This is a genomic window from Kitasatospora sp. NPDC032757 (genome assembly GCF_055579305.1).
The window spans coordinates 27,785-42,357 of sequence record NZ_JBVINN010000031.1; the positions used below are offsets into that span (position 1 = coordinate 27,785).

General features: G+C 71.1%; 14 protein-coding genes and 1 tRNA gene. 6 read left to right on the forward strand and 9 right to left on the reverse strand.

Translation table 11 applies throughout. The annotated features are described in order from the left end of the window. Nucleotides 1-8: 8 nt before the first annotated feature. From ACZ5WK_RS28125 to ACZ5WK_RS28155, 7 genes are all read right to left on the reverse strand, one after another. Nucleotides 9-1,895 (reverse strand): amidohydrolase, encoded by a 1,887-nt coding sequence (locus tag ACZ5WK_RS28125; RefSeq protein WP_465551315.1) that lies wholly within the window; start codon nucleotides 1,893-1,895, stop codon nucleotides 9-11. Continuing rightward, nucleotides 1,892-2,845, reverse strand: a complete 954-nt coding sequence (locus tag ACZ5WK_RS28130; protein ID WP_465551317.1) for an alpha/beta hydrolase — start codon at nucleotides 2,843-2,845, stop codon at nucleotides 1,892-1,894. The genes ACZ5WK_RS28125 and ACZ5WK_RS28130 overlap by 4 nt, the downstream gene beginning before the upstream one ends. Nucleotides 2,846-2,900: 55 nt before the next feature. Continuing rightward, nucleotides 2,901-3,731, reverse strand: coding sequence for an alpha/beta fold hydrolase (locus ACZ5WK_RS28135; RefSeq protein ID WP_380549628.1), 831 nt, complete (start codon nucleotides 3,729-3,731; stop codon nucleotides 2,901-2,903). A gap of 49 nt (nucleotides 3,732-3,780) precedes the next feature. Next, nucleotides 3,781-5,208, reverse strand: coding sequence for a dihydrolipoyl dehydrogenase family protein (locus ACZ5WK_RS28140; RefSeq protein ID WP_465551320.1), 1,428 nt, complete (start codon nucleotides 5,206-5,208; stop codon nucleotides 3,781-3,783). After that, a complete protein-coding gene (locus ACZ5WK_RS28145; RefSeq protein WP_465551322.1) occupies nucleotides 5,208-5,804 on the reverse strand; it encodes a Dps family protein in 597 nt (198 codons plus the stop codon). Before ACZ5WK_RS28145 ends, ACZ5WK_RS28140 begins: the two co-directional genes overlap by 1 nt. 86 nt (nucleotides 5,805-5,890) lie before the next feature. Further along, nucleotides 5,891-6,412, reverse strand: coding sequence for a DoxX family protein (locus ACZ5WK_RS28150; protein ID WP_465551324.1), 522 nt, complete (start codon nucleotides 6,410-6,412; stop codon nucleotides 5,891-5,893). Between the two features lie 5 nt (nucleotides 6,413-6,417). Continuing rightward, on the reverse strand, nucleotides 6,418-7,080 hold the full coding sequence (locus ACZ5WK_RS28155; protein WP_465551326.1) for a hydrolase: 663 nt from the start codon (nucleotides 7,078-7,080) through the stop codon (nucleotides 6,418-6,420). 630 nt (nucleotides 7,081-7,710) lie between these two features. Between ACZ5WK_RS28155 and ACZ5WK_RS28160 the strand changes: the two genes are divergently transcribed. Then, entirely contained in the window at nucleotides 7,711-8,172 is a 462-nt protein-coding gene (locus ACZ5WK_RS28160; protein ID WP_465551328.1) for an SsgA family sporulation/cell division regulator, read from the forward strand. 323 nt (nucleotides 8,173-8,495) lie between these two features. Here the strand turns inward: ACZ5WK_RS28160 and ACZ5WK_RS28165 are convergent, their stop codons facing one another. Continuing rightward, nucleotides 8,496-9,176: a TMEM175 family protein gene (locus ACZ5WK_RS28165; protein ID WP_465551330.1), complete on the reverse strand. Its 681-nt coding sequence runs from the start codon at nucleotides 9,174-9,176 to the stop codon at nucleotides 8,496-8,498. Between the two features lie 646 nt (nucleotides 9,177-9,822). On the opposite strand from ACZ5WK_RS28165, the gene ACZ5WK_RS28170 reads away from it, so the two are divergent. The 5 genes from ACZ5WK_RS28170 (at nucleotide 9,823) to ACZ5WK_RS28190 (ending at nucleotide 12,378) form a co-directional block, all read left to right on the forward strand. After that, nucleotides 9,823-10,128 carry a GNAT family N-acetyltransferase gene (locus tag ACZ5WK_RS28170; protein ID WP_465551332.1) on the forward strand — a complete coding sequence of 102 codons (306 nt, stop codon included), beginning with the start codon at nucleotides 9,823-9,825 and terminating at the stop codon, nucleotides 10,126-10,128. Next, nucleotides 10,125-10,667 (forward strand): OsmC family protein, encoded by a 543-nt coding sequence (locus ACZ5WK_RS28175; protein ID WP_465551334.1) that lies wholly within the window; start codon nucleotides 10,125-10,127, stop codon nucleotides 10,665-10,667. The genes ACZ5WK_RS28170 and ACZ5WK_RS28175 overlap by 4 nt, the downstream gene beginning before the upstream one ends. Next, nucleotides 10,660-11,619, forward strand: a complete 960-nt coding sequence (locus ACZ5WK_RS28180) for a pirin family protein (RefSeq protein WP_465551336.1) — start codon at nucleotides 10,660-10,662, stop codon at nucleotides 11,617-11,619. The genes ACZ5WK_RS28175 and ACZ5WK_RS28180 overlap by 8 nt, the downstream gene beginning before the upstream one ends. A gap of 274 nt (nucleotides 11,620-11,893) precedes the next feature. Further along, nucleotides 11,894-11,967, forward strand: a tRNA-Met gene (locus ACZ5WK_RS28185). A 153-nt stretch (nucleotides 11,968-12,120) separates the two neighbouring features. Beyond that, a complete protein-coding gene (locus tag ACZ5WK_RS28190) occupies nucleotides 12,121-12,378 on the forward strand; it encodes an integrase core domain-containing protein (RefSeq protein WP_465551338.1) in 258 nt (85 codons plus the stop codon). 121 nt (nucleotides 12,379-12,499) lie between these two features. Here the strand turns inward: ACZ5WK_RS28190 and ACZ5WK_RS28195 are convergent, their stop codons facing one another. Continuing rightward, nucleotides 12,500-14,113 (reverse strand): peptide chain release factor 3, encoded by a 1,614-nt coding sequence (locus tag ACZ5WK_RS28195; protein ID WP_465551340.1) that lies wholly within the window; start codon nucleotides 14,111-14,113, stop codon nucleotides 12,500-12,502. Between the last annotated feature and the right edge of the window lie 460 nt (nucleotides 14,114-14,573).

Sequence of the window (14,573 nt, forward strand, 5' to 3'; positions counted from 1 at the left end):
TCTCTCGTTCAGTGCTCGAAGCAGGGGTCGAGGAACGGCGGAGGCGTCTCGGGAACGGAGCCTCGGGCGACGCGCCACCGGCGATGCTGCTCGGACTCGGCGACGGCCTCGGCGACGAGCGACGCCTGGCGGGCACCGCTCTGGTAGCCGCCGAAGTGAGCCACCGGGCTCCACTCCGGACTGACCGGCGGGGCGGCCTCGTCGAGTCCCTCATACTCCGCGCTCGCGTAGACGATGCGCCCGCCGACGACGGTGAGCACGGACTCGATCTCGGGGATGACGTCCTCGGGCACCGTCAGGAAGTCGTCGGAAAGGATCGCGAGGTCGCCGTAAAATCCCTCCCGCAGGACTCCCTTGGCCTCCTGCTCGCCCGTGAGTTGGGCTCCGCCGCGGGTGTAGAGGCCCAGCGCGGTCTCCCTGCTGATCAGGTTGCCTGCCGGGTAGAGCGCAGTGCCGCCGACCGTGCGCCCGGTCACCAGCCAGTGCAGCGCGACCCACGGGTTGTACGAGGAGACGCGGGTGGCGTCGGTTCCGGCGGCGACGGTCAGACCGCGGTCGAGCATGGCCCGGACCGGCGGAGTGCGGGCGGCGGCCTCGGCGCCGTAGCGGTCGCGGAATGCGGTGCCCTGGAAGGACATGCGGTTCTGGACGGACAGGGCGCCTCCGAGGGCCGCGATCCGGTCCAGGCTGTCGCCCGAGACGGTCTCGGCGTGATCGAAGAGCCAGCGGTTACCGCCGGGGAAGAGTCCTTCCGCGGCGAGCTTCTCGAAGACGGCCAGGTCGCGGCGGATCGTCTCGTCGTAGGTCGCGTGGAGCCGGAAGCCCCAGCCGTTCTCCAGCAGGAGCCGGACGGCCTTCTCGAACTCGGCCTCGTACCCCTCGGCGAGCTCAGGGCGGGGTTCGGAGAAGTTCTCGAAGTCGGCGGCGGCCCAGGTGAGGTTCTCGCCCGCGCCATTGAGCCGGAGCCACTCGTCCCCGTCCCCGGGCTTGACCATCTCGGTCCAACGCTTGAGGTCGGCGAGCTCCTGGCCGGCCGTCTGCGGGAAGAGGTGGTAGGCGATGCGCAGGGAAAGCTCCCCCGACCTGGCGAGGTCGGCGACCGTGGCGTAGTTGTCGGGGAAGTTCTGGAAGCCGCCGGCGGCGTCCACCGCCGAAGTCAGACCGAAACGGTTCAGCTCGCGCAGGAAGTGTCGCGTCGACGTCCGCTTGTCCGCCTCGTCGAGGGTCGGCGCCTTGGCCAGCGTCGAGTACAGGATGAGAGCGCTCGGCGCCGCCAGAAGAACCCCGTTGGGTTCGCCGTCCCGGCTCCGAACGATCTGTCCACCGCGCGGGGCGGGGGTGTCACGGGTGAATCCGGCAGCCCGCACTGCGGCCCGGTTCATCAGTGCCGACTGGTACAGATGGAGGACGAACACCGGGGTGTCGGGGGCGGCGGCGTTCAGCTCGGCGACGGTCGGCATCCTCCGCTCGGCGAACTGTTCGGCGGTCCAGCCGCCGACGACCCGGATCCACTGCCCCTTGGGGGTCTGGCCGGCCTGCTCGCGCAGCATGGCCAGCGCGTGGCGGAGGCTGCGCACGCCGTCCCAGCGCAGCTCCAGGACGTAGTTCAGGCCGCCCCTGATGACGTGGAGGTGGGAGTCGTTCAGGCCGGGGATCACCCGGCGGCCGAGGGCGTCGACGACCCTGGTGCCCGGCCCGACGAGGTGGGCGAGGTCGTGGTCGTCGCCGAGGGCCGCGACCCGGCCGTCGCGGATCGCGACGGCGCGGGCCTCGGGGCGGGCGGGGTCGCCGGTGAACACCTTCGCGTTGCGGACGAGGAGGTCGGCCTGCGCGTGTTCCGGCCGCGCGGCGGGCACGAGGCCCGCGACGGGCATGCTCGTCGACGGCCCGGTCATGCCAGGGCCTTGCGCAGGGTGTCGGTGGCGACGCCGATGGCGAGTTCCGCGCCCTGCGTCTCGCGCAGCGCGTTCAGCATGACGAAGTCGTGGATAACCCCCTGGAGGCGCAGAGCGGTGACGGGGACTCCGGCGGCACGGAGCTTCGCCGCGTACGCCTCGCCCTCGTCGCGCAGGACGTCGGCCTCGGCGGTGATGAGCAGGGCGGGCGGCAGGCCGGTGAGCTGCTCGGTGGTGGCGCGCAGCGGCGAGGCGGTGATCTGCGCGCGCTCGGCCTCCTCGGTCGTGTACTGGTCCCAGAACCACTTCATGGCGTCACGGCGCAGGAAGTAGCCCTCGGCGAAGGCGTGGTAAGAGTCGGTGTCGAAGCTCGCGTCGGTGACCGGGTAGAAGAGGACCTGGTGGGTGAGGCGGACGTCGCCGCGCTGCTTGGCCATGAGGGTGAGGGCGGCGGTCATGTTGCCGCCGACCGAGTCGCCCGCGACGGCGATCCGGGTGCCGTCGAGCTCCTTGTGCTGTCCGTCGCGGGTGATCCACCGGGCGACGGCGTAGTTCTGCTCGATGGCGACGGGGTAGCGGGCCTCGGGCGAGAGGTCGTACTCGGGGAAGACGACAGCAGCCGCGGCGCCGACGGCGAGTTCGCGGACGAGCCGGTCGTGGGTGTGGGCGTTGCCGAAGACCCAGCCCGCGCCGTGGATGTAGAGGATGACGGGGAGGGGCCCGCTGGCGCCGCGCGGGCGGACGATCCGGGCGCGGACGTCGCCGGTCGGACCGCCGTGGACGGTGACCCATTCCTCGTCGACGGCGGGCAGGGGGACACGTTCGTCGCTCTGGACGTCGTCCACGGCCTTGCGGCCGTCCGGCACGGGGATCTGGTAGAGGAAAGGCGGCTGGGCAGTGGCGTCGGCGAAGGCCTGGGCGGCGGGTTCGAGGGTCGGCCGGTTCGGCATGGGGGTCTCCTTCGGAGGGTACGGCGGTGGGGCGGGTGCTCAGCGGCGAGCGTGCTCAGTCGAGGAAGGCGAGCAGGGCGGTGTTGACCTCGTCGGCGTGGGTCCAGATCAGGCCGTGCGGGCCCCCGGGCACGATCGTCAGCTCGGCGCCGGTGATGCGCTGCGCCAGCGGTATCGCCGTGGCCTCGACGGGCAGGGTGCGGTCGGCGTCGCCGTGGATGACGAGGGTCGGGACGTCGATGCGCGGCAGGTCCGCGCGGAAGTCCGTGAGCCAGGCCTGGACGCAGTCCAGGGTGCCCTTGGCGGAGGCGCTGACGGCGACGTTCCAGCTGGCCTGGACCGCCTGCTCGCTGATGCGCTCACCACCGAGCACGTCGACGTTGTAGAAGTCGGCGAGGAAGGCGGTCATGAACGCGAACCGGTCGGCAACGATGGCCTCTTCGATGCCCTTGAAGACGCTCCCGTCCACGCCGCCCGGGTTGTCGTCCGTCTTCAGAAGGAAGGGCGGAACGACCCCGATCACAACGGCCTTGGCGATGCGCTCGGAGCCGTACGTGCCGAGGTAGCGGGTCACCTCGCCGCTGCCCATGGAGAAGCCGACGAGGACGGCGTCGCGCAGGTCGAGGGTGGTGAGCACCTCGTTCAGATCGGCCGCGAAGGTGTCGTAGTCGTAGCCGTCGGCCGGCTGGTCGGAGCGGCCGAAGCCCCGCCTGTCGTACGTGATGACCCGGTGGCCGGCGGCGAGGAGTGCGGCGGTCTGCTTCTCCCAGGAGGCCCCGTTGAGCGGCCAGCCGTGGATCAGCACTACGGGCTGTCCGGTGCCGTGGTCCTCGTAGTACACGTTGACGGGTGCGGAGGCGCCTTCGGCGACCTTGATGAACGGCATGGCGTGCTCCTTGTGTTGATAACTTTCCGATGGCTGGGCGGAGACGGCCTCAGAGGCCGTACGCCTCCAGCACCCGCAGCCAGACTTCGCTGACCGTCGGGAAGGCGGGGACGGTGTGACGCAGACGTTCGAGCGGGACTTCGCCCACGATGGCGACGGTGGCGGTGTGGATGAGTTCGGTCGCCATGGGGCCGGTGAGGGTGCAACCGACGACGACTCCGCGGGTCTCGTCGACGACGAGCTTGGCGTAGCCGCGGTAGTCGTCGGCGTACAGCGCGGCACCGGCGACGTCGCCGATGCGGTGCTCCACCGCGCGGATCGTGAGACCGGCTTCACGCGCCGCGCGTTCCGTGAGGCCGACGCTCGCGATCTCGGGACGGGTGAAGACGGCCTGCGGGACGGCGACGTGGTCGGCCTGCGCGCTCCAGGCCTGCCAGCCGCCGGTGTCGGCCGGGCGGTCCGAGGCTCGCTCGGCGATCGCCGCGGCGCACGCGCGGGCCTGGTACTTGGCCATGTGCGTCAGCGGCGCCCGGTGGTTCACGTCGCCGACGGCGTAGAGCCAGTCGCCATCGAGGGCGGTGACGAGGCAGGTGTCGTCGACCGGGAGCCAGCCTCCGGCCGGCAGCCCGACGGTCTCCAGGCCGAGGTCCGCCGTGCGCGGGCGCCGGCCGACGGCGGCCAGCACCTCGTCGCACGCCAGGACGGCGCCGTCGTCGGTCTCCACGGTCACGGTGCGGGTGGCCCCGTCACGGGCGACCCGGAGGGCCGAGACCCCGAAGCGGATCGTCACGCCCAGGGCGGTCAGCCCCCGGGCGACTTCTTCGCCGGCACGCGGCTCCCAGCCCGTCAGCAGGGCCTGGTCGCGGACGAGCAGGGTGACGGCGGAGCCGAGTGAGCCCCATGCGGTGGCCATCTCGCAGGCCACCACTCCGCCGCCGATGACGACGAGCCGCTCGGGTACCGCATCGGCCGTGGTGGCCTGCCGGTTGGTCCACACACCGACCTGGTCGAGCCCTTCGACCGGCGGCAGCGTGGGTTCCGTGCCGGGGCTGAGCACGACCGCGCGCCGGGCCCGCAGGGTGCGGACCGTGCCGTCGGCCCCGGTCACCTCCACCCGGCACTCTCCGGCGAGCCGTCCGTGCCCTCGCACGAGAGGTACGCCGGCGCTGTTCAGCCAGTCGGCCTGACCGGTGTCGTCACCGCGGCCGGTGAACCGGTCACGGCGGGCCAGGACACGCGCCGGATCGAGTGCCGCCGTGACCGCCTGCCGGGCACCGTCGACCGACCGCGCGGCCTCCCGCGCCGCGCCGGGACGCAGCAGGGCCTTGCTCGGTACGCACGCGCGGTAGGAGCACTCGCCACCGACGGCCTCGGCTTCGACGACGACGGCGGTCAGCCCGGACTGGACGATCCGGTCGGCGGCGACCTCGCCGCCCGGTCCGCCGCCGACCACGACGACGTCGTACGTGTCCTCCATCAGCCGCGCACCAGAGGGGTGTCCACGAGGTGCTCGGCCAGGAACCACACCTGCGCCTCGCCGGTGCGGATGACCTCGGAGACGAGCAGGTCGGTACTGCCCTCGTCGCCCTCGGCCGAGATCCGGGCGGCGGCGTCCCTCGCGTCGATCAGGATCCGCTCGTGCGCGTCGAGGAGCCTCGACAGCATGGCGGGGACCTTCTCCACGCCGTTCGGCGGCCGGGGAATGGCCGTCAGTTCCGCGACGTGGCGCGGGTCTCCGACCGCGACACCGCCGAGGCTCTGGATCCGCTCGGCCAGTGCGTCCACGATGGCCAGTTGGGCCTCCGCGTGCTTGTCCAGCATGAGGTGGAGCGGGTAGAAGGTCGCCCCGCGCATGAGCCAGTGGTGCTTCTTGTAGAGGGAGTACAGGATCTGCGTGTCGGCGAGTACGCGGTTCAGCCGCTGGCAGGCGTACATGCGGGTGTCGTGGCCGAGGCCGATCGGCAGCTGCTTCAGCGTGCCGAACGTCTGGGTCTCGCCGCCCTTCTGGTGCAGCAGCGGCTGACCGCCGCCGCGCGAGGGTGCGGTGGTGGATGCGGTGGTCGCGGTTTCCATCGGTACTCCTGGTGTGGAAGGTGGGAGGGTCCGGCCGCCCGCGCGGGGGTCGCAGGGCGGCCGGACCCGGTCTGCGCGGCTCGCGCTCAGCGGCCGCCGGGGGCGGCGGTCCGCGGCGCCGCCGGGGCCTGGCGGTGCAGTACGAGCCGGGTGAGCAGCCCGCTGCCGAGGCCGGCCACGAGGGCGACGGCGGCCCACCACAGCGGGTACGGGGTGAGGCCGAGGGCCGCGTCGAGGGACCACGCGCCGGGGCCGGTGGCGGCGAGAGCGGCGGAGGTGCCGATGAGGACGAGCGGGTACTCGTACCCGTCGTTCTGCACCCAGAGGCCGTGGTGCCACTTCACGGTGAGGGCGACCGTCATGACCCCGATGGCCCCGGTCGCGGCGAGTGGGGTCAGGGCGCCGACGGCGAGCAGCAGGCCGGATCCGATCTGGCCGCCGCCCGCGGCCAGCGCGGTGAGGGCTCCGCCGCGGAAGCCGTCGACGCGGAACTCCTCCGTGCCGCCCGCGAGGCCCCTGCCGCCCAGGTGTGAGCTGATCTTCTGCACGCCGTGGCCGGCGACGAGCAGACCCACCAGCAGGCGCAGGATCAGAATGCCGGTGTCCACGGGCGTCAGCCGGCGGCGTGCGCGCCGATGACGCTCTGCGCGTACACGACGCCCAGGCCGTACGCGCCGGCGTGGGCCTTGACGATCTCCATGACCGCGCCGTACGTCTCCTGACGCGCCCAGTCACGCTGCAGCTCCAGGAGCACCTGCACCCAGGTCACCGGCACCGCGCCGGCGGCCACCATCCGCTGCAGCGCGTGCTCGTGGGCGGCCGGGCTGACGCCGCCGGAGGCGTCGGAGACGACGTACACCTCGTACCCCTGCTCCAGCGCGGAGAGCGCGGGCAGCACCAGGCAGACCTCGGTCCACAGGCCCGACAGGATGATCTTCTTTCGCCCGGTCGCCTTGACCGCCGCCACGAGGGCCTCGTCCTCCCAGGCGTTCATGGTCGTCCGGTCGATGATCTCGCGCTCGGGGAACACCTCGGCAAGCTGAGGCAGAAGAGGCCCGGAGAAGGACTCGGCGGCCACCGTGGTCAGGACGGCCGGAACATCGAAAGCCCGAGCCGCCTTGGCGAGCCCCACGGTGCTGTTGATGATCGAGGCACGGTCACCGCTGCCGGTGCCGAAGAACATCTGCGGCTGGTGGTCCACGAAGAGCATGACCGCGTTGTCGGGCGTGAGGAGGTCCGAGCTCGGAGCAGCCTGAACCTTGGTGATGTCGAACATGAGGGATCCTTTCGGAGCAATCGGTAGGGCGCCCACCGCATTCGCGGCTTCGGCACACCCCGAAACTACGGCCGTCCCGACCGGCCGACTCTTCCCTCTGTGCTCAGGAACTGGCACCACAGCGCACTACCCAGGGATGAACCGGCGCGGTGACGCAGAGACAGCACGGACGCCGGACCGGCGACCGTCGCACGAGGCTGCGACAGTCCGCTCGTTTGACAGACGGACACTTCGGGGCGACTGGTCGCAGAGAGACACTGTGACGTCGGAAGCCGCGGAGCCGGGAGGCCGCGGAGACAGTCCACGAACCGACCGGTTGCTCCGCGTCAGGCGGATGGTGCACTTCCCATCAGGTGCCGGTGCATTGTCAGGACATCTGAGCCGGATTCGGCTCCTAGTCTGAACCTCCGTCAAGGGTCCTCGGGTCTGCCGGGTCGACGCGCGTGACCGGGAAAGAGATGCGCGCAGCTGTCGATCCCCGGTCCGCCCACCCGGTGATGCCCCTTTCGGCAGATCGCGGCTCGGCCCGTGTGCCCGTACGGCACCCCAGGAGCCCGCGCGGTCACTCACGCGGTCCGGACAAGCGCCCACCCACGCACCCCCACCCACGCACCCCACACAGGAGACACCGTGCCCGCACACCACTCGCTCCCGGGCGAGCAGCCCTCTCCGGGGCCCACCTCCACCGAACTCGCCCTGGACGGCCGGCTTGTGCTCGGCGAGGACCAGTTCCTCGACATTCCCGTGCGCTTCGGATACCGCTGCAGCGACCCTCTCGCGGTCACCCTCGACTTCCTCGGCTCCACGGCGAGCGCGGAGACCTGGCGGCTCTCCCGCGACCTCCTGTGGGAGGGCCTCCAGAGTCCGGCCGGCCACGGGGACGTACGGATCTGGCCGCCGTGTCTCTGCCACGGTCGCAAGCAGCTGCGCATCATGCTCAGCGGACACGAGGGCGCGGCCCTGGTCGACATACCCGCCAGGCAGCTTCGCCGCTGGCTGCGGAGGGAGAGCTTCACCCTGGTTCCCCCGGGCACGGAGGAGCACCTGATCGACTGGGACACCGAGCTGGACGGCCTGGCGAGCGGACGCTGAGCGTCGCCCACCGACCCCCTCTCCCTGCCGACCGACCTGGGCGGGCGTCGCGGACTTCCGCGGCAACCGCCCAGGCCATTCGCTTGGGCGCCCGCGTCGGTGACCACGCGCCGCAGTCCGTCGGCCTTCCACTACATACGCGAGGGCCTCCCACGGTACATCTCATCCGTGGGGGCCCCTCAAGCGTGCAACCGGGCCGTCGTGCCGGCCAGGCCCGGCGGGCCGGGCGCACGACCGCTACGCGTTGCTCTTGACGGCCGCCGGGATCGTCTCGCCCAGCATGGAGCCCGGGTACCGGCCGGACAACTCGCCGGTTCTCTCGCCTACCTCCGGCGGTTCCCTTCCCGTCGGCCGCGACCCGGCAGCCGCAACCCCTCGCTGGTCAGGAAGTAGAAGACCGGCAGCGCGACGAACACGGCGAGTGCGACGACCGGGGCGGTCAGCGCACCGACCGCACCGGCGAGGAGATATGCCACCACGCCGGCCCACGAGCGGAGCCTGCCGTGAGCGACGTAGGAGGGTTCGACGGCGTGGTGCAGCAGCTTCGGACGGCGATTCAGATGGCCGTAGAGCACGATCCAGCTGCCGCACATGCCTGCCGCGATCCCGGCGTACAGCGCGACGGCCACGCGAGCGTCGGCGTCGAAGACGCTGTTCTGCAGTGCGCCCGCCAGCACCGCGGTGGGAAAGGCGAGCGCCGCCGTGGTGAAGAGCAGGAGGAGGTTGGCCGCGTGCAGCCCGCGATCCATGGCACGGATCCGCACGAAGGCCTGATGGTGATTCAGCCAGATGACCGCTACATAGCTGAAGGAGGCCAGGTAGCCGAGGTAGACCGGCCACTGGCGGAGCAGGGCCCGCCCGAGTCCACCCGGTTCGTGGGGCGGATCCGTGAGCCCGAGGACCAGGATGGTCACGGCGATGGCCAGCACGCCGTCGCTGAACGCCTCCGCACGGGCGGTCTCGGAGCGAGTGAACCTTCGCGGGAGGCCGTGGTCGTCCGTCATGTCGTTCTCTCCTCCGATCCCGGAGCGCACCACCCGATGAGCCCGGAGCCCGTTGTGCCACCGACGGCGCACCGGAGCGCTCTCGGCGGGTCGGCCGCTGCTCGTCGACATCCACCAGGCCTCCGCCGGGGAAGGCGGATGCCGCGGCGCGCCATACCGGGGCGAGTGGGGCATGGACCGGGCTGCACGGGCAGGCGAGGTCGACTCCGGTCGTCACCGTACGTCCGCCGGCCACAGTCGGTTGGTCCATCCGTGCCCCGGTTCTGACCTGTGCGCGAACCGCCGTCGAAGGGCTTCGCCCTCCGACGTCTGCGCACACCCCCGCCGCGCCGCACATTCTGCTCACGCCGAGCGTGAAGTCTCGCCGTACGAGCGGCGCGTCGACGCGACCTGACCAGCAACCCACCTGCAGCACTGGCCCACGCCCCCCGGCATCGCGCCGATTTCGCGCGCGCCTGAACAGGCTCGGTGCACGCACGGCAAAGTCCGCTCCCGCTCGCCTGCCTACCGTGGCCGGGGCCGACCAGCGAGGGCGGGGCGAGTTGATCTGGACCATAGTTTAAGCATCAACTATATTTCGGTGTGCGCCGCGGGCCAACAGCGCCGGCCGGGCCACCGAACGACGACGAGAAAAGGAAGGACGGCCATGGGCATCCACGTGACGGACAGCCAGGAACGCTCTCGCTTCGAGATCTTCGAGGACGACCAGCTCGCGGGCTTCGCCGAGTACAACCGCCACGAAACGGAGATCGCCTTCATCCATACCGAGATCGACCCGCGTTTCGGCGGGCTCGGCCTCGGCGGACACCTGGCCCGCCACGCCCTGGACACCGCCCGGGAGCAGGGCCTCACCGTCCTGCCGTACTGCCCCTTCATCCGCGGCTGGATCGCCAAGCACCCCGAGTACGCCGACCTGGTCCCGGCCGCGCAGCACGAGCGGTTCGGCCTGTGAGCGCCCCAATGCAGGAACGGGCCGGCACCGGCTCCGGGCACGACGCCACCGGGGACGGCCACGTCGGGGAGGACGGCTTCGTCCGGTCGGCGGCCGTCGTCGCCACCGGCACCGGCGAGGACTACCGCGTCGACATTCGCAGCGGGCGCCACCAGCTCTCCGCCGACGAACCGGAGTCCGTGGGCGGCGGCGATTCCGCCACCACACCCGTCGGGCTGCTGCTCTCCGCGCTCGGCTCCTGCGCCGCCATCACCCTGCGCATGTACGCCCAGCGCAAGCAGTGGCCGCTGGACACCGTCCGGGTACACCTCGGCTACGAGAAGGGACCAGGCGGCACCGCCCGCATCACGCGACGCATCGACCTGGTCGGCGATCTGGACGACACCCAGCGAGCCCGCCTGCTGGACATCGCCGACCGCACCCCCGTCACCCGGGCGGTGAGCGGTTCCACCCCGATCGTCTCGGTCGAACGCCACAGCCGTCCGGCCCGCAATCACGACGGCACTCCGACCGCCGACGGGCGCGGCCGGCATGAGTGACCTCCATCCCGCACCGGCACCGACCGTCCGCGGCGGGCAGACCCCGCAAAGCCCGGTACGCGAGCTCCTCGCACCCCGGGAGACCGCGCTCGGCGGCTCGACCGTCGTACGCCGACTGCTGCCCAACCTCGGCCGCCGGATGGTCGGCGCCTGGTGCTTCGTCGACCACTACGGCCCGGACGACATCGCCGACGAGCCCGGCATGCAGGTCCCGCCGCACCCGCACATGGGACTGCAGACCGTGAGCTGGCTCCACCAGGGCGAGGTCCTGCACCGCGACAGCCTCGGCAGCCTGCAGACCGTCCGCCCCTACGAGCTGGGCCTGATGACCTCCGGCCGGGCGATCTCCCACTCCGAGGAGTCCCCGCGCGAGCACGCCCGCTTCCTGGAGGGCGCCCAGCTCTGGGTCGCCCTCCCGGACGCCCACCGCCACACCGCCCCCGCCTTCGAGCACCACACCGAGCTGCCCGTCGTCACCGCCCCCGGCCTGCGCGCCACCGTCATCCTCGGCACCCTCGACACGGCCGCCTCCCCCGGCACCGCCTACACCCCCCTCGTCGGCGCCGACCTCGCCCTCACCGAGGGCGCCGACCTCAAACTCCCCCTCGAACCCGGCTTCGAGTACGCCGTCCTCGCCATGTCCGGCAGCGTCGACGTCGACGGCGTCCGCGTCGAACCCGGCTCCATGCTCTACCTCGGCACCGACCGCCGCGAACTCCCCCTCCTCGCCCGCACCGACGCCGCCGTCCTGCTCCTCGGCGGCGAGCCGTTCGCGGAGAAGCTCGTCATGTGGTGGAACTTCATCGGCCGCTCCGGCGAAGAGATCACCCAGGCCCGCGAGGACTGGATGACCACCGCCCGCTTCGGCGACGTCCACGGCTACGACGGCACCCGCCTCTCCGCCCCCGAGCTCCCCGCCACCCCACTGAAGCCGCGCGGCCGGCTGCGCTGACCCGCGGTCACGCATGCACGACGACCGACTGTCGGCAACGGGTGAACCTCATTTCGTCCGTTGCCGACACAACTGCGAGGCTTTACCGGATTGCCACTCCACCCCACCTGGGACCGCGATTCCTATACTCGTCCAGCGTGGAAAGCGTGTGCGAGCTCGGTAAGGTCACTTGTCTCCTGGGCCTCCGCAGCCACCTGCTGCAGGCGTTTTCTCGGCGGCGGCGGAAATGAGATTTCGTTCTGTGTCGGCCGTGCCGTAGAGTTCGTGTCACCGACGCGGGGTGGAGCAGCTCGGTAGCTCGCTGGGCTCATAACCCAGAGGTCGCAGGTTCAAATCCTGTCCCCGCTACTACGCAACAAGGCCGGGCCCGTCGCACTGTGTGCGTCGGGCCCGGCCTTCGTTTTGGTTCGGTCAGCAGTCGACGGCGGTGTCGACCTCAATTCGTCAGCGGCGAGCGGGCCGTGTGATCATCCTGGCATTTTGCCCGTACTGTCCCCGTTAATGGAACGCTGGGCACTCACATGCCGACGCGAACTCCTCGACGGGACGCTGATCTGGAACCAGCGCCATCTCCTGCATGCACTGCGGGAGTTCGAGGACCACTACAACACCCACCGCCCACATCACGCACTCCACCAGGACACGTCACTGACACCACGGCCCGTCCCGATCGCCGATCCCGGGCGGATCGCCCGGCTGGACGTCCGCGGACGCGACCGTCTCGGCGGCACCCTCCACGCGTACCGACATGCCGCATGACCTGCACGGACTAACTCATCGGCAGCCACAGGGGCGGCGCGCGCCGGAAGACCCCCGGCAGGGGCCGCATCAGGCGCCGTCCGCCGTACCGAGCCGCGCCGCCGCGCCGAGAGGTCTGTGATCAGTCCGCCGTGGCGATCAGCGGCTCCAGCAGGATGTCGGGTTGGGTGCGCTGGAAGGCGTTCAGGTGCCACTTGTCGGCGAACAAGGCCAGCAGAACGTCGTCCGAGCGGCGGGTGAGCACCTCGCCGTTGGTCAGGCGGGCTTTGGCCAGGGCTGCGGCGCCGTCGGCGTCGGTGATCCGGGCCAAGCGGTAGGAGAGCTGGTCGAGGGTGATCGGGGAAGAGAACTCGTGCTCCATCCGGTGCAGGATCACGTCGAACTGCATCGGGCCGACCGCAGCCATGACCGGCGACTGGTCGCCACGCCGGTCGGAGACCAGCACCTGGATCACGCCTTCCTCATCGAGTTGGGCGACGCCCTTGCGGAACTGCTTTGAACGGCTGATGTCCTTGGGCCGTGCCACCGCGAAGTACTCGGGGGCGAAGGCGGGCAGCGGGGGAAATTCGGCCTTCTTGCCGGTGTAGAGGGTGTCGCCGACCCGCAGCGCGCTCGCGTTGATCAGGCCGACCACGTCGCCGGGGTACGCGGTGTCGACCACGGTGCGCTCGGCCCCGAAGACGGTGTGTGCGTACTTGGTTGCGAAGGAGCGGCCGCTGGCCGCGCAGGTGACGTGCATGCCGCGCTCGAAGACACCGGAGCAGACTCGGACGAAGGCGATCCGGTCGCGATGGGCCGGGTCCATGTTCGCCTGGATCTTGAACACCAGACCGGAGAACTCCTCGCCGACCTCGCGGCTGCCGCCCTTGGCCAGCGGGCGGGGCCCGGGAGCCGGAGCGAGGTCGACCACGGCGTCCAGCAGGGGCTTCACACCGATGTTGGTCAGCGCGGCGCCGAAGAAGACCGGGCTGATCTTGCCGGCCTCGAAGGCCTCCTGGTCGTAGCCAGGGCCGGAGGAGAGCACCAGCTCCAGTTCCTCCAGCGCGGTCGTCCAGGCCTCGCCCTCCTGCTCGGCGGCCTTCTCGGAGGTGAGCTGCTCCTCGAGGGCGGCGTGCGTGCCGGCCGGCACCTTGGTGTAGCGCAGCATCTGCTCGGTGTTCCCCGCTTCGACCAGGCCGCGCAGGTTGCCGGCGTTGCCGACCGGCCAGACGACCGGGACGGGGGTGATCCCGAGGTGCGTCTCGATGTCCTCGAGCAGGGTGAGTGCATCCCGGCCGCGCCGGTCCCACTTGTTGATGAAGGTGATCACGGGGACGCCGCGATGGCGGCAGACCGCGAAAAGCTTGCGGGTCTGCTCCTCCAGGCCCTTGGCCGCGTCGACCAGCATGATCGCGCAGTCGACGGCGGCCAGCACCCGGTAGGTATCCTCGGAGAAGTCGGCGTGGCCGGGGGTGTCGACCAGGTTCATCACGTGGTCGCGATAGCCGAACTGCAATGCGGCCGAGGTCACCGAGATACCGCGCTCGCGTTCCAACTCCATCCAGTCGCTGGTCACGCCGCGTCGGTCACCCTTGGCGTGCACCGCACCGGCAGAAGTGATCGCCCGCGCGTGCAGCGCCAGCGCCTCGGTGAGCGTGGACTTGCCCGCGTCCGGATGGCTGATCACGGCGAAGGTCCGTCGGCGGCCGGCCTCATGAAGGACCTGCGGGACGGGGAGGGACTGTTCGGTGCTCACGGGTTTCCTCGGGTACGCATCGGCAGCAGGCCGGGTGACGCCTCTCCGTACCTGGTGAGCCGGGGATCAGGTCCGCAGGCCCAAGAAGCGATAATAGGCTGCCGGACGGCGTGACCCCGAAATTCCCGAACTGTCAGGAGTCGAAGCCGAGGCCGAGCCGGTCCAGGGTCCTCAGCACAGGTTGCGCCGGCCCGCTCGGAGTGGATCGTCAACTCGCCTTCATCGAAGCCCTGTTTGGCGACGGTGCCCTGGATGAAGCGCCGGGCGACCTCCTCGCTCTCGCAACCGGCCACCTGCGGGGCTCGGAGAGTCGTCGCCGCAGGTCAAGCCCACGTATCGGTATGCGCAGGCTGGCATCCCCCGGATTGGCCGGCCTCGCTCACGACAGGTGAGCAATCTGGGCGAAGCCGGCTCCGCAGGGCGCGATGATCCGGCTGCTCTCGAGCCCGTGGTCAGCGGT